The sequence below is a fragment of the Streptomyces sp. genome, assembly GCF_035645055.1.
GTDB lineage: Bacteria > Actinomycetota > Actinomycetes > Streptomycetales > Streptomycetaceae > Streptomyces.
Window position 1 is genome coordinate 24583 of the sequence record NZ_DASQNH010000013.1, and the last position, 25276, is coordinate 49858.

Annotated in this window: 16 protein-coding genes and 2 pseudogenes; 5 read left to right on the forward strand and 13 right to left on the reverse strand. The window is 74.1% G+C overall.

What is annotated here, in order from left to right:
* Positions 1-14 precede the first annotated feature (14 nt).
* The 7 genes from VE614_RS03535 to VE614_RS03565 form a co-directional block, all read right to left on the reverse strand.
* Positions 15-1178 (reverse strand): exonuclease SbcCD subunit D, encoded by a 1164-nt coding sequence (locus tag VE614_RS03535; RefSeq protein WP_324931760.1) that lies wholly within the window; start codon positions 1176-1178, stop codon positions 15-17.
* Positions 1179-1363: 185 nt separating this feature from the next.
* Positions 1364-2791, reverse strand: a complete 1428-nt coding sequence (locus tag VE614_RS03540) for an FAD-binding oxidoreductase (RefSeq protein WP_324931763.1) — start codon at positions 2789-2791, stop codon at positions 1364-1366.
* A gap of 212 nt (positions 2792-3003) precedes the next feature.
* A complete protein-coding gene (locus VE614_RS03545; protein ID WP_324931766.1) occupies positions 3004-4230 on the reverse strand; it encodes a helix-turn-helix transcriptional regulator in 1227 nt (408 codons plus the stop codon).
* Entirely contained in the window at positions 4227-5966 is a 1740-nt protein-coding gene (paaN, locus tag VE614_RS03550) for a phenylacetic acid degradation protein PaaN (RefSeq protein WP_324931770.1), read from the reverse strand. Before paaN ends, VE614_RS03545 begins: the two co-directional genes overlap by 4 nt.
* A gap of 326 nt (positions 5967-6292) precedes the next feature.
* Entirely contained in the window at positions 6293-7171 is an 879-nt protein-coding gene (locus VE614_RS03555) for an SDR family oxidoreductase (RefSeq protein WP_324931772.1), read from the reverse strand.
* Between the two features lie 28 nt (positions 7172-7199).
* Entirely contained in the window at positions 7200-8411 is a 1212-nt protein-coding gene (locus tag VE614_RS03560; RefSeq protein WP_324931775.1) for an NAD(P)/FAD-dependent oxidoreductase, read from the reverse strand.
* Positions 8412-8475: 64 nt separating this feature from the next.
* Complete coding sequence (locus VE614_RS03565) at positions 8476-15738, reverse strand: non-ribosomal peptide synthetase (RefSeq protein ID WP_324931778.1); 7263 nt, start codon at positions 15736-15738, stop codon at positions 8476-8478.
* A 195-nt stretch (positions 15739-15933) separates the two neighbouring features.
* Here VE614_RS03565 and VE614_RS03570 point away from each other — a divergent pair, with 195 nt between their 5' ends.
* Positions 15934-16725: an alpha/beta hydrolase gene (locus VE614_RS03570; protein WP_324931781.1), complete on the forward strand. Its 792-nt coding sequence runs from the start codon at positions 15934-15936 to the stop codon at positions 16723-16725.
* 181 nt (positions 16726-16906) lie between these two features.
* On the opposite strand, the gene VE614_RS03575 is transcribed toward VE614_RS03570, so the two are convergent.
* Positions 16907-18112 carry an MFS transporter gene (locus VE614_RS03575; RefSeq protein WP_324931784.1) on the reverse strand — a complete coding sequence of 402 codons (1206 nt, stop codon included), beginning with the start codon at positions 18110-18112 and terminating at the stop codon, positions 16907-16909.
* A 98-nt stretch (positions 18113-18210) separates the two neighbouring features.
* Here VE614_RS03575 and VE614_RS03580 point away from each other — a divergent pair, with 98 nt between their 5' ends.
* Positions 18211-19116 (forward strand): LysR family transcriptional regulator, encoded by a 906-nt coding sequence (locus VE614_RS03580; protein ID WP_324931787.1) that lies wholly within the window; start codon positions 18211-18213, stop codon positions 19114-19116.
* 85 nt (positions 19117-19201) lie between these two features.
* Here the strand turns inward: VE614_RS03580 and VE614_RS03585 are convergent, their stop codons facing one another.
* The 4 genes and pseudogenes from VE614_RS03585 to VE614_RS03600 form a co-directional block, all read right to left on the reverse strand.
* On the reverse strand, positions 19202-19828 hold the full coding sequence (locus tag VE614_RS03585; RefSeq protein ID WP_324931790.1) for a YigZ family protein: 627 nt from the start codon (positions 19826-19828) through the stop codon (positions 19202-19204).
* Positions 19829-19848: 20 nt separating this feature from the next.
* The gene (locus tag VE614_RS03590) at positions 19849-20400 is read right to left on the reverse strand and encodes a histidine phosphatase family protein (RefSeq protein ID WP_324931793.1); all 552 of its coding nucleotides are present in this window, start codon (positions 20398-20400) and stop codon (positions 19849-19851) included.
* A pseudogene (locus VE614_RS03595) lies at positions 20397-20735 on the reverse strand (hypothetical protein); the annotation flags it as partial. The gene VE614_RS03590 and the pseudogene VE614_RS03595, both read right to left, overlap by 4 nt.
* A gap of 516 nt (positions 20736-21251) precedes the next feature.
* Positions 21252-21620, reverse strand: a pseudogene (locus tag VE614_RS03600) (hypothetical protein); the annotation flags it as partial.
* 138 nt (positions 21621-21758) lie between these two features.
* Between VE614_RS03600 and VE614_RS03605 the strand changes: the two are divergent.
* From VE614_RS03605 to VE614_RS03615, 3 genes are all read left to right on the forward strand, one after another.
* A complete protein-coding gene (locus VE614_RS03605; RefSeq protein ID WP_324931796.1) occupies positions 21759-22166 on the forward strand; it encodes a CoA-binding protein in 408 nt (135 codons plus the stop codon).
* A gap of 97 nt (positions 22167-22263) precedes the next feature.
* Positions 22264-23493, forward strand: a complete 1230-nt coding sequence (locus tag VE614_RS03610) for a 4-hydroxybenzoate 3-monooxygenase (protein WP_324931799.1) — start codon at positions 22264-22266, stop codon at positions 23491-23493.
* Positions 23494-23565: 72 nt separating this feature from the next.
* A complete protein-coding gene (locus VE614_RS03615) occupies positions 23566-24660 on the forward strand; it encodes a cation diffusion facilitator family transporter (RefSeq protein ID WP_414719498.1) in 1095 nt (364 codons plus the stop codon).
* Positions 24661-24691: 31 nt separating this feature from the next.
* Here the strand turns inward: VE614_RS03615 and VE614_RS03620 are convergent, their stop codons facing one another.
* Positions 24692-25252 (reverse strand): YbaK/EbsC family protein, encoded by a 561-nt coding sequence (locus tag VE614_RS03620; protein WP_324931805.1) that lies wholly within the window; start codon positions 25250-25252, stop codon positions 24692-24694.
* Between the last annotated feature and the right edge of the window lie 24 nt (positions 25253-25276).

Here is a 25276-nt window from a genome sequence, read left to right on the forward strand (position 1 = left end):
AGCCGGGTGCGCCGTCACCGGGCCACCTCCCGCACCGTCCGGTCCGCGCGGACCGCGTCGAACGCATCCTGGAGCACCGCCCGTTCCCGCTCGTCGGGTCCGGCGCCGCGGACATGGGCGACGAAGTCCTCGGCGATCTGCCGGTCGCTGCGGCCGGCCAGGCGGCGGGCGTAGGACACGTCGGGGTCGTCCGGAGCGCGTTCGGGGGCGAAGACGAGGCTGAGGGTGTGCGGGAAGCGCTCGGTGAGGCGGGCCATGGGCTCGGCCGGGCGGACCGGGTCGGTGAGGGTGACCTCGACCCACGCCTCCTCGTGCCGGGCCAGTTCCGGGTCGGCGAGCAGCTCCTCCAGGGTGCCCCGGATGCGGGCCAGCGGGCGGGGCACCGGGCAGTCGACGCGCTCGGCGGTGACCGCGCCGTCGGCGTCGAGGTCGACGAGCCACATGCTCTTGCGGTGCTGCGCCTCCGAGAAGGAGTAGGGCAGCGGGGAGCCGGAGTAGCGCACGCGGTCGGTGATGGTCTGGCAGCCGTGCAGATGCCCCAGCGCGGCGTAGTCGACTCCGTCGAAGACACCGGCCGGGACGGCGGCGACCCCGCCCACGGTGATGTCCCGCTCGCTGTCGCTGACCTCGCCCCCGGTGACGAAGGCATGGGCGAGGACGACGGACCGGGTGCCCGGCGGGCGGGTCGCCAGGTCGGCGCGGACCCGGTCCATGGCGGCGGCCAGCACCATCTCGTGCCCGGCCTTCGGTACGCCGAACTCGTCCTTCACGAGGGCGGGTTCGAGATACGGCAGTCCGTAGAAGGCCACGTCTCCGAACGCGTCCCGCAGCACGACCGGTGTGCCGCACGCGGCGGGATCGGTGCGCAGGTGGATGCCCGCCCGCCCGATCAGCCCGGCCCCCACCCCGAGACGGCGCGCCGAGTCGTGGTTGCCGGAGATCATCACCGTCGGCACGCCGAGGTCGGCCAGCCGGTGCAGAGCGTCGTCGAACAGCTCGACGGCGGCGAGCGGAGGCACCGCGCGGTCGTACACATCCCCCGACACGACCACCGCGTCCACCGCGCGCTCCCGCACGGTGCTGACGAGGTGGCCGATGAACTCGGCCTGAGCCCCGAGCAGGTTCACCCGGTGGAACGCCCGCCCGAGATGCCAGTCGGACGTGTGCAGCAATTTCATGGAATCTCTCTGACCTGCACGTTCAACCCTCAAGCCGCTCAAAGACCAGCGCGAACCAGTACCGGCACGCAACCGGCGGTCACCACGCTAACCCCTGTGGCCCCCTGTCCCGCCACCGGCCTCGGGCTCCCGCCCACCCGAATAGGTAGATTGGGTTGAATGTCCCCTATGGGTCATTAAGTTGGTCAGAACACTGATATCAGCCGCTTGACCAGGTCCGGGACCCGCCCGCCGCGGTCCTCCCGGGCCTCCACCGCCCGCAGGGCCGGCAGTACGAGCCGGGTGCCCGGGTAGCGCACCGGCTCCGGCGGGAACCAGCCGGACGGCGCCCGGGTGAAGGCCGACCGGGCCCACTCGTCGTTCGTGCCGAGGACGAAGGAGGCCAGCACCTTGGCCATCAGCCGTGCGGGGCCGACGCCGTCGCCGGAGTAGCCGGCGGCGTAGCAGACGCCCGGCACGGACTTCAGCCACCCGGCGAACGGCAGGGACGTCACCGAGTACTCCACGGGCGCGGTCCAGCTCATGTCGACGGGTGCGTCGGCGAGTTCGGGGAAGAGACGGCCCAGGTGGGCCCGCAGTTCGGCGGGACGCAGCGGGTCGCCCCACAAGGTGCTGGGGCCGAGGTCGCCGAAGGCGACGCCGGAGCCGCCCTTGCCGAACAGCAGGCGGCCGTCGGGGGTGGTGCGGTAGTAGTTCAGCCGCCGCCGGGAGTCGCAGACCGAGACCTCGCCGTCCCAGCCGAGAGCCTTCAGCCGCTCCGGTACCGGCCGGGTCAGCACGGTGTCGCTGGCCACCGTCACCATCCGGCGGCCGAGGTCCTCGAGCTGCCCGGCCCAGGCGTTGACGGCGAGCACCACCTTGTCCGCGTGGACGCTCCCGTACGGCGTGCGGGCGCGGACGGTGCGGCCCTGCGCGGCCCGCAGCGCGGTGAGCGGGGTGCGTTCGTGGATCCGTACGCCCGCGTCCAGGGCGACCCGACGCAGCCCTCGGGTGAGCTTGGCGGGCTGGAGGGTGGCGCAGCCCGGATCGAGCACGGCCCCGTAGTGGCTGCGGGTGCCGACGGCCCGGCGGGCCTCGGCGGCGGTGATCCGGTGCAGCGGTTCGATCCCGGCACGGTGCAGGTCGTCCAGGGTGCGCTGCCAGGCGCCGCGCTGGGCGGGGGACGATGCGGCCCACATCCAGGGGCCGCGGCGGTGCTCGATGTCGATGCCGTGGGTGCCGGCGAAGTCGAGGATGTCCTCGACGGCCGCGGCGGAGGCCTCGCCGATGCGGCGCGCCTCCTCGTGGCCCCCGATCGCGACCAGGCTGCTGAACCGGGCCCACATCGGCATGAGGAAGCCGGCGTTGGCGCCGCTGGCCCCGCCGCCGCACACGTCGGCCTCGATCAGCACGATGTCGGTGCCGGGCGCGCGGCGCAGGATCTCCAGCGCCGTCCACAGTCCGGTGAAGCCGCCGCCGACCACGCAGACGTCGCAGCGCAGCTCGTCGGTGAGCGGCGGCGTGCGGTCGTCCCCGGGTTCGGCGGCGAGGGCGTCGCGCAGCCAGGGGGTGCGGCGGGCGGGGGGCGGCGTGTCCAGGTGGGGCCAGGTCGGGGAAAGGCGCAGTTCCGTCATGGGGAGGGACCTCCGGTATGGGCGGGCCGGCCGGCAGGTTCGGCGGGCGGCCCGACGAGAGGGGGCTCGAAGAGAGGGGTTCGAGGTCAGGGGGCTCGAAGAGAGGGGTTCGAGGTCAGGGGGCTCAACGGGTGGGGGTGCGCAGAGGACTGGGAACGAGCGTTCGGTCCGGGCTCCGGTGCCGCGGGGGCCGGAGCGGGTCGCTGCGCGGCTCAGGTGCCGCGGGTGGCCCGCAGCAGGTCGATGCGGGAGCTGACCCCGTAGTGCTTGAACAGGTTGCGCAGGTGGTAGTTGACGGTGTGCGGGGACAGGGCGAGACGGCTGGCGATCTGCTGGTTGGTCAGGCCTTCCGCGACCAGTGCCACCAGGCTGCGCTGCCGTTCGCTCAGTTCCGCGCGCCGCGCCGGGCGGTCGGTGGCCGGCGGGCCGGGCCGGACGGCGGCCGGGTGGCGCTGGCCCCGGCGCGCGGAGCGCAGCGCCGCGGCCTCCTGCTCCAGGGCGAGCCGTACGGAGGCGGGCACGGACTCCGCGATCAGACGGCGCAGCAGCGGGCTCCGGAAGACGGCGCGGGTGCCGATGTTGCGGACCACTCCGGTGGCCCACACCTCCTCCAGGGTGGGCAGCAGCGCGGAGACGGAGGTGCGCGTCATCAGGGCCAGTTCCGCGTACACGACCTCGTCGCCCAGGATCGCTGCCACGCAGAGCAGCTGGCGGCAGGCCGGCGAGTAGCGCTCCAGGGTGTTCCGTACGCGGGCGGCGAGGCGGGCCGGCAGGCGCTCGGTCAGCAGCTCCGCCTCCCCGCCGGACAGCTGGACGCCGCCCTCCTCCCGGAGGCCGGTGAGCAGGTCGATCAGCAGGCGGGGGTGGCCCTCGACGTCGTCGATGAGCGGCCGGAGCGACCGGGCGGGCGGCGCGCCCAGCAGGTCGTGGGCGAGCCGGTGGGTGTCGGCGGGGGCCAGCGGTCCGAGGATCAGCCGCTCCGTCCGGGCGGCCGGGTCGGCGAGCAGCGGCCGGATGAGCGGCGGGGCCTCGCCGGGCCGGTGGGCGATCAGCCAGACGCCCGGGTGACCGCCCGGGCGGCCACGGGGTCCGGGGACGCGGGCCGGGTTCGGGACGTGGCCGGGTGTGCCGTGCAGGTCGTCGACGATCACCAGGTGCGGTCCGGAGGGCCGGTCCCCGCCGTGGCCGCGGGTGCGGGCGGCGGACGGCCGGTGGGTCCACGCGTCGCGCCCGTGGGGGCGGCCGGGGGGCACGTAGCCGAGTCTCCGGGCGAGGGCCGCGGCCTCGGTGAGCAGACGGGTCTTGCCGATGCCCGGCATGCCTTCGACGGCGAGCACGGCGGGGCCTCGGCGGAGGCCGTGTTCCAGGATCTCGCGGATGACGGCCAGTTCGCGTTCCCGGCCGCGCAGCGGCACCTCGGAGGCCAGGAGGGTGTTCATATGGCACCGCCGTAGCGTCTGACGACCACCGTGCGGAAACGTTCCGCCACGAAGGTGCCGTCGCTGTACACCGCGTTGCCCGCGGGGTTCATTCCGGTGCCGTGCAGGTCGGAGTAGACGGCGGACTGCGAGATGTACCAGTCGCCCATCAGGTTCATCGACAGCATCACCCCGGCCGCCAGGCAGGCGGCCTCCATCGCCGCCTCCACCTCGGCGGAGACGGAGTACAGGCCGACGGAGAGGGCGCCGCACCTGCGCGTGGTCTCCTCGACGAGGGCCACGGCCGCCGCCGCGTCGTCCACGGCCACCGCGAAGCAGACCGGCCCGAGCCATTCGGCGAGCAGGGTGTCCCGGTCCGCGTCCCGGCCGGCGTCGAGCTTCACGACGACGGGCGTGCGGACCACCGCGTCCGGGTACCGGGGGTGCCGCACCACCCGCGAGGGCACGCCGACCGGGCCCAGGGCGCCGGACATCGCGAGGTCCACCCGGGAGCTGACGTCGGAGCCGATCAGCGCGCCCAGGACGTCGCAGGCCGCGCGGTCGTCACCGAGCAGGGCGTCCAGCGCACCGCCGAGGTCGGCGACCACCTCGTCATAGCTCTTGTGGCCCTCGTCGGTGGCGATGCCGGTGCGCGGGATCAGCAGGTTCTGCGGGCTGGTGCAGAGCTGGCCGCTGTAGAGGGAGACGGAGAAGGCCAGGTTGGCGAGCATGTCACGGTAGTCGTGGGTGGACTCCACCAGCAGCGAGTTGACCGCGGAGGCGGCGGTGAAGACCCGGGCCTGGCGGGCGTTCTCCCGCAGCCAGTCGGCGAAGGCGGTACGGCCCGCGTAGTCCACCAGCCGCACCTCGGGGGCGGTCGCCAGCCGCTGGGCGAGCCGCTCACCGGGATACTCCGGGGCCAGGCACACCAGGTTGGGGTCGAAGCCGGCTTCGGCGAGCACCTCCCGGGCCTGTCCGACGGTGAGGGCGAGCGGCAGGACGGCGGCGGGGTGCGGCTTGACCAGGACGGGATTGCCGGTGGCCAGGGAGGCGAAGAGCCCGGGGTAGCCGTTCCAGGCGGGGAAGACGCTGCCCGCGACGAGCAGGGAGATCCCGCGGGGCACGACCCTGAACCGCTTGCCGATGTCGACGGACCGGCCCGGACCCTGCGGCTTGTGCCAGTGCGCGGCGGCGGGCAGCCTGCTCTGCTCGGCGTAGGCGCAGGCCACGGCCTCCAGACCGCGGTCCTGCGCGTGGACGGCGCCCGCGTGGAAGGCCATCACGGGGTTGTGGCCGCTGGTGTGCTCCGCGGCGGCCGCGAACTCGGGGCTCCGGGCGTTGATCCGGTCCAGGATCTCCAGGCAGACGGCGGCGCGCGCCTCGGGCCCGGCGTCGCGCCAGGCGGGCAGCGCGGCCGCCATGGCGGGCAGGAGGACCGCGGGGTCGTGGTGGGGGTAGGAGATGCCCAGCTCGATGCCGTACGGGGAGCGCTCGCCGCCCCGGTGGGGTTCGGGCCCGACCGTGCCGTCCCGGCCGGGCTGGCCGAGGTCCATCGGCCGGCCGAGCAGGGCGCGTAAGGAGGCCTCGCCGTCCGCCGTCGCGTCCGGTCCGTAGGCCCGGGTGTCCTCGGGGTACGGGGACCAGTGCTCACGGGTCCGGATGGCCGCCAGGGCCTGGTCCAGGGTGTTCCGGTGCCGGTTGATCAGGCGCGCCGGGGAGCAGTCGGTGGGGGAAACGTGCTGACTGGTTCGTGCCATGATCGTCATCCTTGTCGTGCGGGGGCGCCGGTTCCACAGCAAACTCGGTCAATACGACGATGTGACGTTCCGTTCACATCCGGGGTGCCGCGCCCCCGCGGGCCCGCCGCGCGCCGGGGCGTGGAGATGTGTGGAATCCGGGTGGATCCGGAGGCCCTCGGCGAGCCCGCCCGCCTTCCCGCGATGCGGAGGACGCACTGCCGCGTCGCGCCCGGGACAGGGGAGTTCCGGTCGCGATCGTGGCGTGATCCCATCGGGGAGCGTGCCGGGCGGGCCCGCCGACTGGCCTGTTCCTACCGGTCGTTCGAAACGAACAATCGGCCGTTCTAGCGGGTGATCGGGCTCAGGTACCGGTCGAGTGCCGCGTCCGGCAGGGCCCGCGCCAGCACGCTCACGGTGCGGGCGTCCCTGCCGACCCGGTAGCGCGACCTGGGCCGACGGGCCGTGAGCGCCTGGCCCACGGTGCGCGCGAAGTCCTCGGGACGGGTCCTGCTGTCCCTGGCCTGCCGCTCGTTGGCGTGCAGGAAGCGGTGGAACGGGACGCGGTACAGGTCGGCGACGGTCTCGGGGACGCCGTCCATGGCGGCCCGGGCCGTCTCGGTGACCTTCCCCCAGATCGGGGTCATGATCGCCCCGGGCTGGACCACACTCACGTCCACGCCGTGCGGCCGCAGCTCACGCCGCAGCACGTCGGTGAGGGCCTCCTTGGCGAACTGGGCCGAGGCGTAGGCGCCCAGATAGGGGATGGCCACGCTGCCGAGCCCCGAGGTGACGTTGACCACCCGGCCCCGGGCGCGGCGCAGCTGGGGCAGGAAGGCCTGGGTGACGGCGAGCTGGCCGACCACGTTGATGTCCAGCTGGCGGCGCAGCTGCTCCGGCGCGACGCACTCCAGCGGCGCCGACACGCAGATGCCCGCGTTGTTGACCAGTCCCCACAGACCGCCCTCCGCGACGGCCCGGGTGACCTGCTCGGCCGCCGCGGCGATGGTCTTCTCCTCGGTCACGTCGATCCGGACCGGGGTGAGCCGGCCGTACGACGCCTCGTGGGCCAGCGTCTCGCCGTCGGCCTCGTCGCGCACGCCCGCGAACACCCGGAAGCCGGAGCGCTCCAGTTCGAGCGCGCAGACCCGGCCCAGTCCCGAGGAGGCGCCGGTGACCAGCACGGCCTTGCCGTGCGGCGTGAGAGTGCCGAGATTGCCTGACATGTGTCGTCTCCTGAGTCGTTGGCGGCGGTCACGCCGGGGCGGGCGCCTGGGACGCGCGCGCGGTGCTCAGCGGGAAGGTGAGCGAGTCCTCCAGGGTGCGGACGAGCTTCCGGTCCGGCATGAACCGGAAGTACGCGTCCCGGACGGTCCGGCGCACCGGGCCCTCCGACTGCTCGAAGGTGCTGATGCCGCGCGAGGCGGCCACCATGCCGCGGGTCCGCTCCCGGCGTTCGTCCTCGTAACGGCGCAGGGCGCGCGGGAGGTCGGCGGCGCCCCGCAGGGCCCTGCCCAGAACGACGGCGTCCTCGATGGCCATGCCCGAGCCCTGGCCGAGGCTGGTGAGCATCGGGTGGGCGGCGTCGCCGAGGAGGGTGACCGGGCCGCGGCCCCAGCGCTCCAGGAACACCCGGTCCCGGGAGGGCACCGCGATGATCGACTCCTCGGGGGTGATCCGTACGGCCTCCTGGACCTCGTCCGCCCATCCGGCGTAGGCGGCGAGGATCTCCGCCTTGCCGCCCCGCCAGTTCGCGGAGCGTTCGGCGGGCATGTTCTTCGTGCCCCACCAGTAGAGCCGTCCGCCGCCCATGTCGACCATGCCGAAACGCTTGCCGCTGCCCCAGTAGTGGGTGACCGAGCCGGGGGCGAACCGCGGGTGCGAGAAGGGCACCACGGCCAGCCAGCAGATGTACCCGCTGTCCTGGGAGTCCTCCGGCCCGACCAGTTGCCTGCGGACCACGGAGTGGAAGCCGTCGGCGCCGATCAGCACGTCCCCGTGGGCCTCACGCCCGTCCGCGAAGCGCACCCGGACCCCGTCGCGCGGGTCCTCGCCGGTCTCGAAGCCGGTGGCGGTGGCGCCGAGATGGAGGGGAACGCCCTCCGCCGCCTCCAGCAGGGCCGCCTGGAGGTCGGCGCGGGTGATCAGCACGCTGGGCACGCCGAGCCGGCCGATGATCTCCGGGAAGGGGAACTCCCGGATCAGCCGGCCCCGCGCGGTCCTGACGTGGTACGACTCCAGTGCCGTGCCCCGCTTCTCCAGGTCGATGCCGACCCCCAGGGAGTCCAGGGCGCCCACGGCGTTGCTCATCACCGAGAGCCCGGAGCCCGCGGCGCGCAGTTCGCCCGCCCGCTCGTACACCTCGACGTCGAGCCCCGCCTCGCGCAGGGCGACGGCGGCGGTGAGGCCGCCGATGCCCGCGCCGAGGACGAGGGCCTTCCGTGCCGTGCTGCCGCTTCGCTTCATCGTGCCGTCCGTGTTCTTTCCGCTCCGCGCGGGTCGTTCGTCGCGTGTGTGTGGGGTCGTCATGTCAGTCGCCGATCAGGTCGACGACGGTCTTCACCATGTGGCCCACGTGCGGCTCCTCCATGATCGTGAGGTGGTCGCCGGGGACGTCGACCACGTCGAGGACTCCGCTGGTGCGCTCGCGCCAGCCGTTCGTCGGGTCCTTGTGCATGCTCTCGATCGCGGTGTGCATCGAGTTGAGGACCTCCGGCAGCGGCTCCGAGGCGTGGATGAGGACCATGTCCTGGTCCACCACCTCCGGGCGGTAGGCGAAGGCCGCCTTCCAGTTGGCCTCGTAGACGTGGAACAGCCGCCGTACGACCGCCCCGGTGCTGCCGGCCGGCAGCACGCCCTCGTCGACGGCCAGCTGGGCGATGAAGTCGAACTTCTCCTCCAGCGTGGCCAGTTCGGCCGGGATCAGCTCCAGCGGCGAGTCCCCGCCGCGGCGCAGCCACAGCAGTTCCCAGAAGAACCAGCCGAGCAGCGCCTCGTCCCCGGTGTTCAGCCGCCGCCCGGGGTTGAGCGCGGTGGTGTCGAGGAGCACCAGCCGGGCGATCTCCTCGCCCGCGGCGCGCAGCTGGCGGGCCATCTCGAAGGCGACGAAGCCGCCGAAGGACCAGCCGCCGATCACGTAGGGGCCGCTGGGCTGCACCCGGCGGATCGCCTCGACGTAGCCGGCCGCGATCTCCTCCACGCTGCGCAGCGGCTCGGTTCCCGGGTCGGCGCCCGCCGCCTGAAGGGCGTAGAAGGGCCGGTCGTCCGGCAGGTGCTTGGCGAAGCGGACATAGCACAGGACGTTGCCGCCCATGGGGTGCACGAAGAACATCGGGCGCCTGTCGCCGTCGGGGCGGATGGGCACCAGGGGGTCGAAGGCGGTACGGGCCGCCCCGGAACGCAGTCGCGCCGCGAGGGCCGCCGCGGTGGGGGCGGCGACGAACTCCGAGAGCGGGATGTTCGTGCCGTACCGCTGCTCGATCTGGACGACCAGCCGCATCGCGGTGAGCGAGGTGGCGCCGAGGTCGAAGATGTTCTGGTGCGGTCCCACCGCGGACAGCTGGAGCAGGTCCGCCAGCATCGCGGTCAGCGTCCGCTCGTAGGCGTCGGCCGGCTCGGCGGTGTCCGACTCGGCGCCGGCGGTCAGCGCCGTCCGGCGCAGCGCGGCGTCGTCCCGCTTGCCGCTCGGGGTGAGGGGCAGGGCGGCCAGCCACTCGAAGTGCGAGGGCATCATGTAATCGGGCAGGACGGTGCGCAGCTGCTTGCGGAGCAGGGCCAGGTCCGCGCCGTCCGGGTCGCCGGTCAGGAAGACGGCCAGGAAGGAGTCGTTGCCCTCGCGCCGGCGGGCGACGACGGCGGCCTCCTGGATGCCGGGGTGGGCGGCGGCGAAGCGGCTCACGGCCAGTTCCACCTCGGCCGGCTCCACCCGGTAGCCGCGCACCTTGACCTGCGCGTCCGCCCGTCCCAGGCACACGATCTCGCCGTCCGGCAGCCGCATGCCCAGGTCGCCGCTGCGGTAGAGGCGTTCGCCGGTGACGGGGTGGGTCACGAACCGTTCCGCGGTCAGGTCGGGGCGGCCCACGTATCCCTCGGCGAGGCAGTCTCCCGCCAGGTACAGCTCGCCCTTGACGCCGTCCGGCACCGGGCGCATCCCCGCGTCCAGGACGTGGACGCGGGACCGGTGGACGGGGCGGCCGATGGGCGGCAGCGCCGGGAACCGGCCGGGGTCGCCCTGCATGGTGTACGCGGTGACCACATGCGACTCGGTGGGCCCGTACTGGTTCTCCAGTATCACCCCGGGCAGGGCAGCGCACAGGCGTCGTATCTCGTCGGTGACGCGCAGCTGTTCGCCGGAGGAGAGCAGCGCCTTCAGGCTCCGCGGCGCCAGGTCGAGCGCGGCGGCGGCCTCGGCGAGCTGCTGGAGGGCGACGTACGGCAGGCAGAGGCGCTCGACGCGCTCGCGGTCCAGCAGGCGCAGCAGACCGGGCATGTCGCGGCGCTCGTCCTCGGACAGCACGTGCAGCGTGCCGCCTCCGCACAGCGTCGAGAAGATCTCCTGGAACGAGACGTCGAAGCTCAGCGGGGCGTACTGGGCGGTGGTGCCGCCGACGACGCCGCTGGGTACGGAGTTCTGCCAGGTGACGAGGTTCGCCAGTGAGCGGTGCGGCATGGCGACGCCCTTGGGGGCGCCGGTGGAGCCGGAGGTGAAGAGGATGTACGCGATGTCCGCGGGCTCGATCCGGGGCGCCCCGGCGAGGGGCGACCGGGTCGTCCCGGCCTCGTCGCCGGGTGCCTCGCCGGGTGCGTCGAAGAGGTCCTCGGCGGCCAGCACCGGGGCCAGTTCGCCGAACACGCCGGCCTGTTCGGCCCCCGCGACGATCCGGAAGGGCCGGGCCTGTTCCACCATCGAGGTGAGGCGCTCGGCCGGATAGCCGACGTCGAGGGGCACCGTCGCCGCTCCGGCCCGCATGACGCCCAGGATGACGGCGATGGTCTCCAGGGAGCGGGGCATCGCGACGCCCACCCGGTCGCCGGGACGCGCGCCGAGGGCCAGCAGCCGGGCGGCCACCCGGTCGGCGGCGCGGCCGAGTTCGGCGTACGTCCAGCTGCGGGAGCCGAAGGCGACGGCCACCGCGTCCGGGGTCAGCTCGGTCTGCTCGGCGACGGCCCGGGCAACGTCCCGGAACGGGGTCTCGGGGCGGCCGGAGGCGGCGGCGAGGGGCACCGGGGCGAGGAAGCCGAGGTCCGGGGCTTCGTCGGCGTGCCGGACGAGGCGGTCGAGCACGGCCGTGAAGGTGCCGGCGTACAGCTCCGCCTGGGCGGGGGTGAAGGTCTGGCCGTGGAAGTCCATGCGCAGCCGCACGGTGTGCTCGACCGGGTCGGTCATGGCGTTGACGAGCAGCTGGAAGTTGGTCTCCTCCCAGGTGCGGAAGTCGAGCATGCGGACGCCGGGCAGTTCGAGGACGGCCGCGAGCTGGCGGAAGTGGATGTAGTTGAACGCCGTCTCCAGAACGGGTTCGCCGCGGTCCTCCTGGATGGCGCTGAGCGGGTAGCGGCGGTGCTCGTGGCTGAGCCGCTCCTCCTCGAAGGCCGCGCGGACCACGCCCGCCCAGTCGGCGGCGGCGCCGGTGTCCAGCCGCACGGGCATGGTGTTGAGGAAGAGGCCGGCAATGCGGTCGGCGCCCTCGATCTCGGGCCGGCCATGGGTGACGAGACCCGTGGTGACGTCGGCGGAGCCGGAAAACAGCCGCAGGGTGACGCAGTGGGCCGCGAACAGCACCGACTTCAGCGGGAGTCGCCGCTCTGCGGCGAACTCCCGGGCCGCGTCGGTGAGTTCCCTCGGCAGGTCGACCAGCCGGGTGAGCTGCTCGGCGCTGCGGGGCGCCTCGTGCGGGCGGAAGGCCTCCAGGTGCAGCAGCGGGGCGTCCGCCAGCTTGTCCTGCCAGAAGCGCCGGGTGTCCGTGGACTCCAGGGCCCGGCGCTCGTCCCGCACGTGGTGGGCGCCGGAGGGCAGCGGGGTGTCCGGGACGGCCTCGATGGGGTGGCCGAGGCGGTGCAGGTAGTCCTGGAGGAGTTCGCGCAGGAGGGTGGCGACGCTGCCGCCGTCGAGGATCGCGTGATGGAAGCTGAGCACCAGCTCGACCGTGTCGTCCAGGACGTGCGCCCGGAACAGGTAGAGCGGGGCGCACTCGAACTCGTAGCGGTGGAAGCGGCGTTCCTCGACATGGGCGGCGATCTCGGCGCGGGCCTCGGGCTCCGCGCGGCCGCGCAGGTCCACGATCTCCAGGCCGCCGTCGACGGCGTGGTCCACGATCTGCAGCGGCTCGGAGAACGAGCCGAGGTCGAAGGAGGAGCGCAGCACCGGGTGGCGTTCCACGAGCCGGCCGAAGGCCTCCCGGAAGCGGTCCTCGTCCCAGTCGAGGACCAGGCTGTACTGGAAGACGTCGTGGTAGACGGCCGAGTGCTCCTCCGCCCGGCTGTGGTAGAGCAGGCCGAGCTGGAGGCGGGTGATCGGCCAGGCGTCGGCGCGGCCTTCGAGCCGGGCCCGGTCCACCTGGGACACCAGCGCGAAGGGCGCGAGCTGCTCGGGGCCCTCGGACGGGGCGCCGGTGGTCGTCCGGGCGGCCAGCTGCGCCACGGTCGGGTGGTTCATGAGGTCGGACAGCGAGAAGCGGATGCCGGCCTTCTCGGCCTGCGCGTGGATGCGCAGCATCGTGATGGAGTCGCCGCCGAGGGCGTAGTAGTCGTCGTGGACGCCGAGCCGGCCGGGCTCGGTCTCCAGGACCTGGGACCAGATGCGGACGAGTGTCTCCTCGGTGGCGTTCCGGGGCGGCTCGGGGGCGCCCTCGGCGCCGGAGGCGGTGGCCGGAGCGGGCAGGGCGCGCCGGTCGGCCTTGCCGTTGGGGGTGAGGGGTATTCGGTCGATCCGCACGAAGTACGACGGGATCATGAACTCGGGTAACCGGTCGGCCAGTTCGGCGCGCAGCCATGCCGGATCACGGGCCTCGTCGGCGACGTAGTAGCCGACCAGGACGGTGCCGCGGGTCGCCGTGTCGCGGTCGACGACGACGGCGTCGCGGACGCCGGCGATGGAGGCGAGCCGGTTCTGCACCTCGCCGAGTTCCACGCGGTTGCCGCGGATCTTGACCTGGCCGTCGATCCGGCCGAGGTACTCGATGCTGCCGTCGGCCAGCCGGCGGGCGAGGTCCCCGGTCCGGTAGATCCGGCTCTCCGGGGTGAAGGGCTCCTCCCCCGGGGTGTACCGCGCGGGGAACGGGTCCTGGACGAACTTCTCCGAAGTCAGCTCCGGCCGGTCCAGATAGCCGCGGGCCACGCCCACGCCGCCGATGCACAGTTCGCCGGGGACGCCGGGCGGCTGGAGGCCGCCGTGCGCGTCCGTCACGTAGAGCACGGTGTTGTCGATGGGGCGGCCGATGGGCACCCGGCGGACCGGCCGGCCCTCCTCCCGCGGGCAGTCGTGGTACGACACGTCGACGGTGGCCTCGGTGGGCCCGTACAGGTTGACCAGGCGCGGGGCGTCCGGGCCGGTGCCGAAGACCCGGTTGAACTGCTCGACGCGCGCCGCGGGCAGCGCCTCCCCGCTGCAGAAGACGGTGCGCAGCGAGCCGGCCCGGGCGCGCAGCTCCGGCGCGATCTCCAGCAGGTCGAGGAACGGCCCGAGCATGGACGGCACGAAGTGCATGACGGTCACCCGGCGGTCCTCGACGGTCGTGAGGATCTGCCGCGGGTCCTTCTGGCCGCCCACGGGGAGCAGCGCGAGGCCCGCACCCTCGACGGCCCACCAGAACAGCTCCCAGACGGAGACGTCGAACGATATCGGCGTCTTCTGGAGCAGCACGTCGTCCGCGCCCACCGGGTAGGCCCGCTGCATCCAGGCCAGCCGGTTGATCACGGAGTGGTGTTCGACCATGACGCCCTTGGGGCGGCCGGTGGAGCCGGAGGTGTAGATGACGTACGCCAGGTCGCGGGGGCCGGCGTGCGGTGCGAGCGGGCCGTCGGGGCCGGTGAGCAGCTCCTCCACGGTCAGCGGCCGTGCGCCCGCCGCCGCCTCGGGCAGGCCGGTGCCGGGGTCGGCGAGGACGGCCGCGGCACGGCTGTCCTCCAGCAGCAGGCCGATGCGCTCGGCCGGGTAGCCGGGGTCGACGGGCACGTACGCGGCGCCCGCCTTCAGGACGCCGAGCAGGGCGACGAGCAGCCGGGGCGAGCGCTCCATGAGGACCGCGACCCGGTCGCCGGTGGCGACGCCGTGCGCGCGCAGCCCGCGGGCCACCTGGTTGGAGCGGGCGTCGAGTTCGGCGAACGTCAGGGTCCCGGTGCCGTCGGCACCGGTGACGGCGGTGCGGTCCGGGGTGCGGGCGGCCTGTGCGGCGATCAGCGCGTGCACGGTGGTGTCGTCGGCGTACGGGACGCTCGGGCCCCGGGAGCCTCGGACGAGTTCCGCGTAGCCGGCCCGGTCGAGCAGCGGCAGGGTGACGGCCGGCCGCTCGGGCTGCTCGGCACCCTCCCTCATGAGGGTCAGCAGCTGGTCCGCGACGGCGGTGATGGGCAGGTCGTCGTCGAAGACGTCGAGCGCGTAGTTGAGGTCGACGCGCAGGTCCGCGTCGTCGTCGAAGGCGTGGATCATCACCGACAGCGCGTCCTGCGCGTGGACGGGTGCCTGGACGACGGTCTCCGTCTCGACGCCGGGCAGGGCCGCGGGGCGCGGGAAGCGCAGGTAGGAGAGGGTGACGTCGAAGAGGCGGCGGGATCCGGACCCGTCGGCGGGGAGTTCGCGCACCGCGTCGCCGAGGGCCAGCCGTTCGTGGGCGCGCAGGGTGTCGGTGCCGGTGCGGACACGGGCGGCCAGCTCCGGCAGGGTGGCATCCGCGTCGACGGCCACGCGGACCGGGAGGCTGTTGGCGACCTGGCCGACGGCGGACTTCTCGGCGTCGGAGCGGCGGTTGAGGAACGGCACGCCGAGCACCGCCTCGTCGGCGTTGTGGACGCGCGCGAGGTACGTGGCGAAGGCCGCGGCGACGAAGGCGAAGGGCGAGCTGCCGCGGCCGCGGATCCGGCGGACCAGCGCGGCGTCGACGGTGAAGGTGTGGCGGCCGCGGAGCACGGGCGCGTCCTGTGCGGCGACCGCGCGGGGGAAGAGCGCCGGGGTGACACCGGCGAGGGCCTCGCGGTGGTGGGCGCGGTCCTCCGCGTGGGCGGCGGAGGCGCGGTAGGCGGCCTCGGCGTCCAGCAGCGTCGTCACGGAGGGCACGGCGGCCGCGGGGGCATCCGCGGCGGCGGGGGCCGCGCCGGTGCGGCGGAGGTACTCGTCGTGGACCTGCCGCAGGACGAGGTTCAGCGCCCAGGCGTCCGCGATCAGATGGTGGACGTTCAGGTGCAGGTGGACCACGCGCTCGCTCTCGCGCAGCACGGCGGCCGTGAACATCCGCGAACGGCGCAGCGTGAAGGGGCGGTTGAAGGAGTCCCGCTGCCACGTGGCGCAGGCCGCGGCGGGGGCGGGCGCGTCGGAGTGGTCGACGTACTCCACCCAGGGCGCGGTGTCCTCGGTCGCGAGCCACTGGTAGGGGACGCCGTCGGCGTCGTCGAAGCGCAGGGAGAACGCGTCGTGGGCCTGCAGCACGCGCTGGAGGGACTCCCGGAGCGCGTCGGTGTCCAGTTCCCCGTCCAGCCGTTCGTGGAGCAGGACGTTGAACTGGGGGTCGGCGGCGGTGGCTGATTCGGCAGCCCAGATATCGCGCTGGTAAGCGGACAGCGGGAGCTGACGTGAAGTGAGCATCGGCCTTCCTTCGATAATTCAGGCGCTGGGAATTGTCGTTGCCCGATGCTCGTGAGCCTACGTTTCGCGTGAACCGTTCCACCACTACTTGATCGAGTAGCCGACACCCACTCGATCAAGTAGTCATCGACGGGATCGGCGTAAAATCACGGGGAATTCATAAAACGGTCCGAATGTTTGGCTAGCATCACCGCCATGACCTCCTCACTCCCTTCTCCGTTTTCCTGTTCTGTGTGGGGCAGTGGCCCTGGGTTGCTGCTCGCGCACGGTGCGGGCAGTGACGTGCAGGACAGTTTCGGCCCCGTCATCGAATCCCTCGCCCAATCCCGTACCGTGCTCGGTCCCGATTTCCCGGGATCCGGTTCCACCCCTCTCGCGGACGGCCCACTGAGCCTGGACATGCTGGCCGACGGAATTGTGGAAAGCGCCGTCCAATCAGGTGCGAACACTTTCGCCGTCTCCGGTTTCTCGATGGGAACGACGGTGGCGGTGCGGGCCGCGGTCCGGCACCCGGAGCGGGTGACCGCTCTCGTGCTTTCCGCCGGATTCGCCTTTCCCAATCCGCGGCTGCGGCTGGTCATCGACACCTGGCGGTCACTGGCCCGCCGGGATCCCGCCGGCCGGGACCTCGCCGCGTTCCTGTCGCTGATGGTCGGCGGCACCGACTGGCTGGACGAGCGCTCCGGCGCGCAGATCGAGAAGCAGCTCCGGCTGTTCGCCGCGGGGATGCCGCCCGGCGCGGACGCCCAGCTGGCCCTGTTCGGCCACATCGACGTACGGCGGGATCTGGCCCAGGTCCGGGTGCCCACCCTCGTCGTCTCCGGCTCCCGCGACGCGTTCACCACTCCCGTTCACTCCCGCGAACTCGCGGACGGGATCCCGGGGGCGAGGCTGGCGGTCCTGGAGTGCGGTCACGCCATCGCCGCCGAGCGGCCGGCCGCCTGGGCGGCCCTGATCCGGGAGTTCCTCGACAGCGTCGGCGGCTAAGGGGTGTCTCGTCGATCAGGCCGGATCAGGGAGCGGTGCCGGAGACCGCGAGCCCGGCGTGATCGGCGAGACGCCCCCTGGGGCCTGTCGGGTGCGTCAGGCCTGCCACCGGTGACGGCGCTCCGAGGGCCGGGGGATTCACCCCCGGAGCGCCGCCCGTTCGCGGGGCGCGGCGCGCCGGTCAGAGGCGGCCACTGGCCGGTGCGCGGCCCACGGCCGTCACCGCCAGGGCGCCCACGGCGAGGACCGCGCCCAGGTACATCACGGCCTCGATGCCCGCACCGTCCGCGGCGAGGCCTCCGACGAACGCCCCCAGCGCGATCGAGCCGTTGAACACGCCGACGAACAGCGCCGACGCCGCCTCGCGCGCGTCGGGGGCCGCCGCGAGCAGCCACGTCTGGGTGGAGACCGAGACCCCGCCGTAAGAGACGCCCCAGACCGCCAGCAGCACCGTCGCCGTGATCACCGAGCCGCCGATCAAGGGCATCAGGCAGACCGTGGCGGCCAGGACTAGGCTGATCGCCAGGAGGACGCCGCGCGGGGAGCGCGAAGCGCCGGCGCCCGCGGCGAAGTTGCCGAGCACGCCGGCGACGCCGTACACCAGCAGCAGCGTGCCGATCACGGACGCGCTCGCCCCCGAGATCTCCTCCAGGGCGGGCCGCACATACGTGTAGGCGGCGAAGTGACCGGTGACCAGGAGCGCCACCACACCGAGCCCGGTCGCCACCCGAGGGTTGCCGACGAGCCGCAGCACGCCGCCGAGCCGGACCTCCTGATCGGCCGGCAGCTTCGGCAGCAGCACCGCGAGCGCGATCAGCACGACCAGCGCGAGACCGGCGATGGTGAGGAACGCCGTGCGCCAGTCGGCCAGTTCGCCGATGTACGTACCGGCCGGAACGCCGAGCACCGAGGCCACCGCGATGCCGCTGAAGACCAGCGAGGTGGCCGGGGCCACGGACTTCCCCGGGACCAGCCGTACCGCGAGGCCGGCCGCGATCGCCCACACCCCGCCCATGCCGATGCCGACCAGGACCCGGGCCACCACCATGACCGCGAAGTTCGGGGACCAGGCGGCCAGCAGATTGCCGACGATCAGCACCGCCATCAGACCGCACAGCACCAGGCGGCGGTCGAAGCGGCCCAGCGCCGGGGTGAGCAGCGGCGCGGACACCGCGCCCACCAGACCCGTGATGGTCAGCGTCAGACCGGCCGTGCCCTCCGACACCCGCAGTGCCTCACCGATGGGCGTGAGCAGGCCCACCGGCAGCATCTCGGACGTGACCACCGTGAACGTCGCGCCCGCGACGGCGACCACGGCGGGCCAGCCGCCACCCCGCGGACGCGGACGGTCCGGGGTCACACCTGCGATTTCCTCTGTCTGTGCCATGAGTTCAGCCAACCCTCCGCGACCTGCGGGAACAACGGCCAATCCCTCATGGTTCGATGAGCTGGGCTACTGGATCGACGCGCACGGAGAGAGAGACCATGAGCAGTCTGGAGATCCGCGAGCTGGAGGCCTTCCTCGTGCTCGCGGAGGAGTTGCACTTCGGCCGCACGGGCGAGCGGCTGTACGTGTCCCAGAGCCGGGTCAGCCAGCTGCTCCGGTCACTGGAGGGCCGGATCGGCGCCCCGCTGGTGGAGCGCACGAGCCGCCGCGTGAGCCTGACGCCGCTCGGCGAGTCCTTCCTGTCCTCGCTGCGCCCGGCGTACGAGGCGCTGCGGGCGACCGTCGACGAGGCGCGGGCCGCCGCCCGCAATGTCGGCGGGGTGCTGCGGATCGGCTTCCAGGGGACGGTGGACGACTATCTCGCCCAGGCCATCGCCCTGTTCGAGGAGCGTTACCCGACGTGCGCGATCGAGGTGGCGGAGATCGCGCTGTCCGACCCGTTCGGGCCGGTGCGCCGCAAGGAGGTGGACTGCGCGGTGGTGCTGCTGCCGGTGGCGGAGGACGACCTGGTGCTCGGGCCGGTGTTCTCGCGGCAGCCGCAGACCCTGGCGCTCTCCGCCCGGCATCCGCTGGCGGCGCGGGAGTCGGTCTCGGCGGAGGAACTGGCGAACTGCCGGCTGATCGGCATCCAGGACTCCGCGCCCGAGTACTGGCGCCGGGAGCAGGCCCCCCGCGAGACGCCGGGCGGACTGCCGATCCCTGCCGGGCCCCTGGTCAACACGCTCCAGGAGGGCCTCTCGCTCACGGCGGCGGACCGGGGGGCGATGCTGCTCTGCCGCTCGACGGCCGAGTATCACGGCCGCCGCAGCTCCATCGCGTTCGTCCCGGTCGAGGGCCTGCCGGACTCCCTGCTGGGCCTGGTCCTGCGCCGCGACAACTCCACCCCGCAGGCCCGCGCGTTCGCGCAGGCGGTCGGCGAGACCCTGGCCCGGGAGGAGACGTAGCGGGCCGCGCGACCGGCGCTCGGCACGGACATCCGATCGACCGGCAGGACCCTCCGCCGTCCCGCTCGGCCCGTCCCCGGCGGTTTCACGCGTCCCCGTACGCCTCCCCGCCCAGTTCGAACCCGGCCGTCCCGGCGGTGGCGTCCGCGAGCCAGGACCGGAAGGCGTCCACATCGGCGTCCGGCAGGCCGATCTCTATGGTGACCGCCTCGCCGTAGCGCACGTCCCGCACCTCGCGGCCGGTCGCGCGCAGATCGTTCTGCACCTTGCCCGCGCGCTGGTGGTCGACGGTCACCGTGGCCAGCCGGAACCGGCGCCGGGTGATCGTGCCGAGCGCGTCCAGGGCCTCCCCGACCGCGCCCCCGTACGCCCGGATGAGCCCGCCCGCGCCGAGCTTCACGCCGCCGTAGTAGCGGGTGACGACGGCGACGACGTACCGCATGTCACGGCGCAGCAGCATCTGGAGCATGGGGACCCCGGCGGTGCCGCCGGGCTCGCCGTCGTCGCTGGCCTTCTGGATCCCGGCGTCGGCACCGACGACGTACGCCCAGCAGTTGTGGGTGGCGTCGGCGTGCTCCTTGCGCACGCGTGCGACGAAGTCCTGCGCCTCCTGCTCGGTGGCCGCCGGCGCGAGGGCGCACAGGAAGCGGGAGCGGTTGACCTCGGTCTCGTGCACGCCCGCGCGGGCGACCGTGCGGTACTCGTCCTGCATCCGGCCAGCCTATGCGGCGGCTACTTCTTCCTCCCCCTCGGCACCGTCACCCAGGTCAGCAGGGCCGTGCCGGGGGCGAGCGCCCGCCACTCCGCGCCGCGCCAGGCGAGGACGGCGATCGCGGAGGTGGGGAACTTCGTCCGGACCCGGTCCAGGGTGTCGTCCAGGCCGTCCCCGGCCAGGTCGAGGACCAGGTTTTCCAGTCCGGGGTTGTGCCCGACGAGCAGCAGGGTGCGCACCTCGGGCGGCACCTCGCCCACGACGGCGAGCAGCCCGGGCACATCGGCCGCGTACAGCCGCGGGTCGTGCCGGACCGGCGGCGGGGTGCCCCACTGGGCGGCGGCCAGCTCCCAGGTCTGCCGGGCGCGCAGGGCGGTGGAGCACAGGGCGAGATCCGGCAGGCAGTCGGCCGCGGCGAGGGCCCGTCCGGCGGCCGGGGCGTCCCGGCGGCCGCGCGGGGCGAGCGGACGGTCGTGGTCGGGTACGCCGGGCCCGTCGGGCGGCCAGGCGGACTTGGCGTGCCGCAGCACCACCAGACGGCGCAGCGGACCGGCCCCCGCGCGGGTGATCACGTGAGAACCCCCAGGTCGCGGGCGAGGTCGAGCCCCAGGAGCCGGTCGGCGTGGACGTACGTCTCGAAACGGGCGCCGTCCGGCAGCTCCGGCTCGCTCTCCACCCACCGCAGGACCCGCAGCACGCCGGGCATGTCCAGATCGTCCTCCCAGGCGGCTCGCAGCCGTTCGCGCACCTCGTCGGGGACCGGCCGCGACGGCTCCCGCGCCCACCCGGCGACGGCCCGCCGCCAGCGTCCCAGCGTCCGCCGGGCCTCGGCCAGAGCCTCGGCATCCAGCCGGACAGGCTCCCTCCGGCACCGGTCCAGCAGCGCGAGCCGCAGCACCGCCGGATCGCCGTCCAGCAGCGCACCCACGCCCGCGCCTCCCGTCTCCCCCGGCCCCGTTCCGGACCGCCCCGGCACCCGCCCGGCCTCCTCCAGCTCCCCCGGCGGCCTTCCCGGCCCGCCCGTCGCGCACTCCGAACCGCCCGACAGCGCCCGCGGCCCGCCCGGCAGCCTCCGCGCCTCGCGCGACGACCTTGCCGACTCCCCCGGCACCGACCCGGGCCGCCCCGGCACCCGCCCCGCCTCCCGCGACGACCCGTCCCGCTCACCCGGCGGCCTCCCCGGCCCCCGCCACGCCCCTCCCCGCTCACCCGGCGGCCTCCCCGGCCCGCCCGGCGTCCCCGGCGACTGCCGCGAGGCGACCTCGGGCTCCGCCGACGCCCCGTCCGGCTCCCCAGAGGCTCGCCCCGGCCCACCCGGCCCTCCCGGCCCTCCCGGCCCTCCCGGCGCCCGCGCCGGTTCCCCGGACGCACGCCCCTGCGCCGGCTCCCCCCGCTCCCGCGCCCACTCCCCCGGCACTCGCACCGGCACCGCCGATTCGACCGCCGCGACCCCCACCCGCACCCCGTCGGGCGCCGCGGCCCCCTCCGCGGTCACATGCAGCACCCGTCGATCCCCCGGCACCGGCCCCGCCTGTGCCCGGTCCTCCAGGGGGCGGATGCCCAGCGTGGCGGCCGCCGCGCGCAGCTCCGTCCATCGGCGCTCCGCGCAGAGCAGTCCCCAGACCGGCGTCCCGCCGAGTTCCAGGGCCCGGACGAGCACGTCGGCGACCAGCAGCACGCGCAGGGCGGTGGGGTCGAGGCCCGGCGCGTGGGCCTCGACCCGGGTGAGACCGCGGCGGGCGGGGGCGGCCTCGACGATTTCGCCGGTTCCGGCGTCGATGATGCGCAGCACGGTGCGAGCGTAGGCCCGGGTTCGCCCGGGCGCAGGTGCGCGGGCCGGGAATCTTCGCCCGCCGCACGCCGTTCCCCTGCTCGAAGAAGCTCGAAAACTCGAAGCACCACGAGAAGTCCACAAGGCCCGGGAGGCCCCGTGTACGGCGACGCAGCCACCGTTCGAAAGATCCTCACCGAGAGCGGCGACACCTGGGCCGTGGTGGGCCTGTCGAACAACGAGCGGCGCGCGGCCCACGGCGTCGCCCGCGTGCTCCAGCGCTTCGGCAAGCGCATCGTGCCCGTCCACCCGAAGGCGGAGACGGTCCACGGGGAGAAGGGCTACGCCTCGCTCGCGGACATCCCTTTCGACGTGGACGTGGTGGACGTCTTCGTCAACAGCGACCTCGCCGGGGCCGTCGCCGACGAGGCCGTCGCGAAGGGCGCCAAGGCGGTCTGGTTCCAGCTGGACGTCATCGACGAGCAGGCGTACGACCGCACTCGTGCCGCCGGTCTCGACATGGTCATGGACCGCTGCCCGGCGATCGAGATTCCGCGGCTGGGCTAGGGGGCGTCTCGTCGGCCAGCCCGGCAGGGCGACGAGACATCCCCTAGCCGCTCACCCCGCCCTCCCCCACCCCTCGGGGCACCGCCATAATGCTCGGATGTCCACCGCTTCACCCCACTTCAACTCCCGTGCTCCGCAACGGCGTCAGGTCGTCATCGTCGGCGCCGGACCGGCCGGTCTCGCTCTCGGCAACATTCTGCGGGCCGCCTCCGTGGACTGTGTGGTGCTGGAGGTGGAGAGCAGGGAGTTCATCGAGCGGCGGCCCCGGGCCGGTGTGCTGGAGGAGTGGGCCGTACGCGGTCTCGAGCGGCGCGGGCTGGCCGGGAACCTGCTGGGGCGGGCGCAGCGGCACACCGAGTGCGAGTTCCGCTTCGGCGGGGAGCGGCACAGGCTGGCGTACACCGAGCTGACGGGGCATCACCATTTCGTCTACCCGCAGCCGTTGCTCGTGACGGACCTGGTCCGGGAGTACGCGGACGTGCGGGGCGGCGACATCCGGTTCGGGGTGCGGGACGTCCGGCTGCACGACCTGGACACGGACCGCCCGTCGGTGTCGTACCGCTGCCCGGAGAGCGGCGAACCGCACGTGATCCGCTGTGACTTCGTCGCGGGCTGCGACGGGGCGCGGGGAGTGACGCGCACCGCGCTGCCGCCGCACCGGACGCGGATCGCCCGGCACGACTACGGCATCGGCTGGCTGGCGCTGCTCGCCGAGGCGCCGCCGTCCTCCGACTGTGTGGTCTTCGGCGTCCATCCGCACGGGTTCGCCGGGCACATGGCGCGCAGCCCCGAGGTCACCCGCTACTACCTCCAGTGCCCGCCCGGCGACGACCCGGCGAACTGGCCGCACGAGCGGGTCTGGGCCGAGTTGCGGCAGCGGCTCGGCGCTGCGGGCGCCCCGCCGCCGACGGAGGGGCGGCTGATCGAGAAGCGGGTGCTGGACATGCACAACCACGTCGTGGAGCCCATGGCGCACGGGCGGCTGTTCCTGGCCGGCGACGCGGCGCATCTCACCGCGCCGATCGCCGCCAAGGGCATGAACCTCGCCCTGCACGACGCCTTCCTGCTCGGTGACGCGCTCGTCGCGCAGCTCACCCGGGGCGACGGCGCCGGGCTGGCCGGGTATTCGGCGGCCTGCCTGGGGCGGGTCTGGGACTACCAGGAGTTCTCGCAGTGGCTGTCCGAGGTGTTCCACGGGACGGCCTCGGGTGATCCGTTCCGCGCGGGCACGACGCGGGCCCGGCTGCGCCGCCTGTTCGACTCCCCCGGCGCGGCGAGGGCCTTCGCGGAGCAGTACCTGGGCGTTTCCACGCTCGCCTCCTGGTGACGGATCGCGCGCGGTGCGCGGTTGCGCGGCATGCGCAAGTGACAGGTGCATGCGTGCGCGCTTGCGCACATAATGGCGGAGGGCGCGCACCCGCCCTCCGCCGCGCACCGGAAGGAGCACCCCGTGAGCGACCACCCCCACGAGCACTCCCACCCCCGCCCTCACTCCCCCTCACCCCGTCCCGGCATCCGCCACCGCCTCACCCACCTCCTCACCCCCCACTCCCACGACAGCGCCGACAAGGTCGACTCCGCCCTGGAGTCCTCGGCCCGCGGCATGCGCGCCCTCTGGGTCTCACTGGCGGTGCTGGGGGCGACGGCGCTGGCGCAGGCGGTCGTGGTGGCGGTCTCCGGGTCGGTCGCGCTGCTCGGCGACACGGTGCACAACGCCGCCGACGCGCTGACCGCCGTACCGCTGGGCATCGCGTTCGTGCTCGGCCGCCGCGCGGCGACGCGCCGCTTCACCTACGGCTACGGCCGCGCCGAGGACCTGGCGGGGATCGTGATCGTGCTGACCATCGCCGCGTCGGCGGCGTTCGCCGGGTGGACGGCGGTCGAGCGGCTGCTCGATCCGCGTCCGGTGGCGCATGTGCCGGCGGTGGCGGTCGCCGCGCTGGCCGGCTTCGTGGGGAACGAGTGGGTGGCCCGGTACCGGATCCGCGTCGGCCGGGAGATCGGTTCGGCCGCGCTGGTCGCCGACGGACTGCACGCCCGTACCGACGGCTTCACCTCACTGGCGGTGCTGCTGGGCGCGGGCGGCTCGGCGATCGGCTGGCACCTGGCCGACCCGGTCGTCGGGCTGGCGATCACCGTGGCGATCGCGCTGGTGCTGCGGGACGCGGCCCGCGAGGTGGTCCGGCGGGTGATGGACGCCGTCGACCCGGCCCTGGTGGACCGGGCCGAGCGGGCGCTGCGCGAGGTGCCTGGCGTGCGCGAGGTCGGCGAACTGCGGCTGCGCTGGATCGGGCACCGGCTGCGGGCCGAGGTGGCGGTGGTGGTGGACGGCGAGACGACGGTCCGCCGGGCCCACGCGATCGCGGTGGCCGCCGAGCACGCCCTGCTGCACGCCGTGCCGCGGCTGACGGCCGCCCTGGTGCACGCCGATCCGGCGCCGGTGCCGGGCGAGCCGGACCCGCATCTGGCACTGGCCCACCACGCGCGGGCCTGACCCCCGGCCGGGCGCGCGCCGGGGGACGGGCTCAGACGGCCACGCCCAGCCCCTCCAGCACCACGGCGCCGGGCAGTTCGCCGAACGCCTTGCCGGGCACGAGCAGCTTGCCGCGCCGCCGCCCGCTGCCGACCAGGACGTACGGCAGGTCGACGACCGCCGCGTCCACCAGCACCGGCCAGTCGGCGGGCAGCCCGATCGGCGTGATGCCGCCGTACTCCATGCCGGTCTCCCCGGTCGCGGTGTCCATGGACGCGAAGGAGGCCTTGCGGGCGCCGAGCTGACGGCGGACGACTCCGTTGACGTCGACGCGGGTGGTGGAGAGCACCACACAGGCGGCGAGCGTGCTCTCGCCGCCCCGCTTCCCGGCGACGACCACGCAGTTCGCGGACCGCTCCAGCAGTTCCCGGCCGTAGTGCTCCACGAAGACGGCGGTGTCGGCCCACCGCGGGTCGGTGTCGACGTAGAGGATCTGCTCGGCGGGGACGGCGCCGGTCCACCGGCGTACGGCGTCGGCGACCGGGCGGGTCAGTTCGTCGAGGCAGTCGGGGGCGGGGGTGGCCTGGTCGAAGTCTCCGATGGGTGCGCGCATGGGCCGCACCGTAACAGCCGTTCG

Bases quoted from the DNA above. Each gene is read 5' to 3' on its own strand.
- VE614_RS03535 (WP_324931760.1), bottom strand. From the start codon at position 1,178: ATGAAATTGCTGCACACGTCCGACTGGCATCTCGGGCGGGCGTTCCAC.
- VE614_RS03540 (WP_324931763.1), bottom strand. From the start codon at position 2,791: ATGACGGAACTGCGCCTTTCCCCGACCTGGCCCCACCTGGACACGCCG.
- VE614_RS03545 (WP_324931766.1), bottom strand. From the start codon at position 4,230: ATGAACACCCTCCTGGCCTCCGAGGTGCCGCTGCGCGGCCGGGAACGC.
- paaN (WP_324931770.1), bottom strand. From the start codon at position 5,966: ATGGCACGAACCAGTCAGCACGTTTCCCCCACCGACTGCTCCCCGGCG.
- VE614_RS03555 (WP_324931772.1), bottom strand. From the start codon at position 7,171: ATGTCAGGCAATCTCGGCACTCTCACGCCGCACGGCAAGGCCGTGCTG.
- VE614_RS03560 (WP_324931775.1), bottom strand. From the start codon at position 8,411: ATGAAGCGAAGCGGCAGCACGGCACGGAAGGCCCTCGTCCTCGGCGCG.
- VE614_RS03565 (WP_324931778.1), bottom strand. From the start codon at position 15,738: ATGCTCACTTCACGTCAGCTCCCGCTGTCCGCTTACCAGCGCGATATC.
- VE614_RS03570 (WP_324931781.1), top strand. From the start codon at position 15,934: ATGACCTCCTCACTCCCTTCTCCGTTTTCCTGTTCTGTGTGGGGCAGT.
- VE614_RS03575 (WP_324931784.1), bottom strand. From the start codon at position 18,112: ATGGCACAGACAGAGGAAATCGCAGGTGTGACCCCGGACCGTCCGCGT.
- VE614_RS03580 (WP_324931787.1), top strand. From the start codon at position 18,211: ATGAGCAGTCTGGAGATCCGCGAGCTGGAGGCCTTCCTCGTGCTCGCG.
- VE614_RS03585 (WP_324931790.1), bottom strand. From the start codon at position 19,828: ATGCAGGACGAGTACCGCACGGTCGCCCGCGCGGGCGTGCACGAGACC.
- VE614_RS03610 (WP_324931799.1), top strand. From the start codon at position 22,264: ATGTCCACCGCTTCACCCCACTTCAACTCCCGTGCTCCGCAACGGCGT.
- VE614_RS03615 (WP_414719498.1), top strand. From the start codon at position 23,566: ATGGCGGAGGGCGCGCACCCGCCCTCCGCCGCGCACCGGAAGGAGCAC.
- VE614_RS03620 (WP_324931805.1), bottom strand. From the start codon at position 25,252: ATGCGCGCACCCATCGGAGACTTCGACCAGGCCACCCCCGCCCCCGAC.